Source organism: Rhodovulum sp., assembly GCF_011048875.1.
Lineage (GTDB): Bacteria > Pseudomonadota > Alphaproteobacteria > Rhodobacterales > Rhodobacteraceae > Rhodovulum > Rhodovulum tesquicola.
In genome coordinates, this window is sequence record NZ_DSDD01000435.1 from 1 (window position 1) to 1,985 (window position 1,985).

1 protein-coding gene and 1 pseudogene are annotated in these 1,985 nt (G+C 70.7%); both read left to right on the forward strand.

The window, feature by feature from the left end; all coding sequences use genetic code 11:
• Window positions 1–64: 64 nt before the first annotated feature.
• Window positions 65–1,705 (forward strand): flagellar basal-body MS-ring/collar protein FliF, encoded by a 1,641-nt coding sequence (fliF, locus tag ENN83_RS14825; protein WP_287188282.1) that lies wholly within the window; start codon window positions 65–67, stop codon window positions 1,703–1,705.
• Window positions 1,702–1,985: pseudogene (locus ENN83_RS14830) on the forward strand (flagellar biosynthesis protein); the annotation flags it as partial. The gene fliF and the pseudogene ENN83_RS14830, both read left to right, overlap by 4 nt.

The window sequence follows — 1,985 nt, forward strand, 5'->3', positions numbered from 1 at the left end:
ATGGATATGCGGCAGAAACGGGGCAGAAGCCCCCAGGATCGGGAGACCCGACTTGCAGCAGCTGATGGCCATTTGGACCGGGCTGACCCCGCGCCGCCGGGTGATCGTGATTCTGGCGACCGTCGCGATGTTCGCCGCGGTCCTGTTGCTGTCCCGCGCGGCCACGGCCCCGCGCATGGCATTGCTGTATTCCGGCCTCGACACAGCGGCGGCCGGCGAGGTGATCCGCGCCCTCGACCAGGCCGGCGTCGCCTACGAGGTGCGCGGCCCCGCGATCTATGCCGATGCCCGCCACCGCGATTCGCTGCGCATGACACTGGCCAGCGAAGGGCTGCCCGCGAATGGCGCGGCAGGCTATGAGCTGCTCGATGGGCTGTCGGGATTCGGCACCACCTCGCAGATGTTCGACGCCGCCTATTGGCGCGCCAAGGAGGGCGAGCTGGCGCGCACGATCCTGGCCAATCCGCAGTTCCGCAGCGCGCGGGTGCATATCGCAACGCCCAGCGCGCGGCCCTTCGCGCGCAATGTCAAGCCGGCGGCGGCGGTCACCGTGGGCGCGGCCGGTGGCCCGCTGGCGCCCGCCCAGGCCAAGGCGCTGCGCTATCTGGTGGCCGCGAGCGTCGCCGGAATGATGCCCGCCGACGTGTCGGTGATCGACGCCAATACCGGCACCGTCGTCTCGGAGGACGGCGCAGCCAGCCTGGGCGGCGACGCCGAAGACCGCGCCGAGGCGCTGAAGGCGCGGCTGGAACGGCTGCTGGCGGCCCGTCTGGGTCCGGGACGCGCCGTGGTCGAGGTCACCATCGAGACGGAAACGCAAAGCGAATCGATCCGCGAGCGGCGGATCGACCCCGATAGCCGGATCGCGATCAGCTCGGAGAACGAGCAACGCTCGACCAGCGCGAGCGAGACCGGCGGCGGCGCTGTGACCGTGGCAAGCAACCTGCCCGAGGGCGCGGGCGCATCCGACCGGCAGTCGCAGCGCAAGGAGAGCCAGACGCAGGAGCGCGTGAACTACGAGGTCTCGCAGACCGAACGCGAGATCCTGCGGGCCCCGGGTGCGCTCAAGCGGCTGAGCATCGCGGTCCTGGTCGACGGTGTGGCCGGGCGCGACGAGGCAGGCAAGCCGACCTGGGAACCGCTGCCCGAGGCCGAGATCGAAGCGCTGCGCGAACTGGTCGCCTCGGCGGCCGGGTTCGACGGCTCGCGCGGCGATGTCATCACGCTGAAATCCATGCCGTTCGAGCCGGTCGAGGCGCTGGGCTCGGGTCCCGGAGGCAGCCTGTTCTCCGAGGTCTCGCTTGACCCGCTGACGTTGATCCAGCTTGCGGTTCTGGCGGTGGTCGCGCTGATCCTGGGGCTGTTCGTGGTCCGCCCGATCCTGGCCGGTGGCGCCAGCGGCGCGTCTGCAAGCCTGCCGCCGCCGCAGGGTGCGGGGGCGGAGCAGACCTGGCTTGACGGCGAGATCGACCCCGATGACGGCATCACGCCGGGCCTGCCGATGGGCACGATGGCGATGAACACGCTCGATCCGGAGGAGTTCACCGATAGCGGCCCTGGCGGCGGCGGCTTTGCCGATGGCGGCTTCGGCGCATCCGCGACCGACCCGGTCGGGCGACTGCGCGACCTGATCGAGGAGCGGCGCGATGAATCGGTCGCGATCCTGCGCGGCTGGATGGAGGAACGGCAGGAGACGCCGTCATGAGCCGACTGAACCTCGAGGATTTCTCGGCCCCGCGGGTCGAGGAGCCGGTGGCCCGGCCCGAGCCATTCGATGCCCAGGACGTGCGGCTGAAGGCCTTCGAGGAGGGCTACAAGGCCGGCTGGGACGACGCGGCTGCCGCCGAAGCGGAGTCGCATGCGCGCATCACGGCGGATTTCGCCAAGACCCTGCAGGAAATGTCGTTCAGCTATCACGAGGCCCGCGCCCACATGATGGGCGCGCTGGGGCCGCTGCTGAGCGCGATGGTCGAGCGGGTCATGCC

Excerpts from the sequence above, each read along its gene's own strand:
- fliF (WP_287188282.1), top strand. The coding sequence starts at position 65 with ATGGCCATTTGGACCGGGCTGACCCCGCGCCGCCGGGTGATCGTGATT.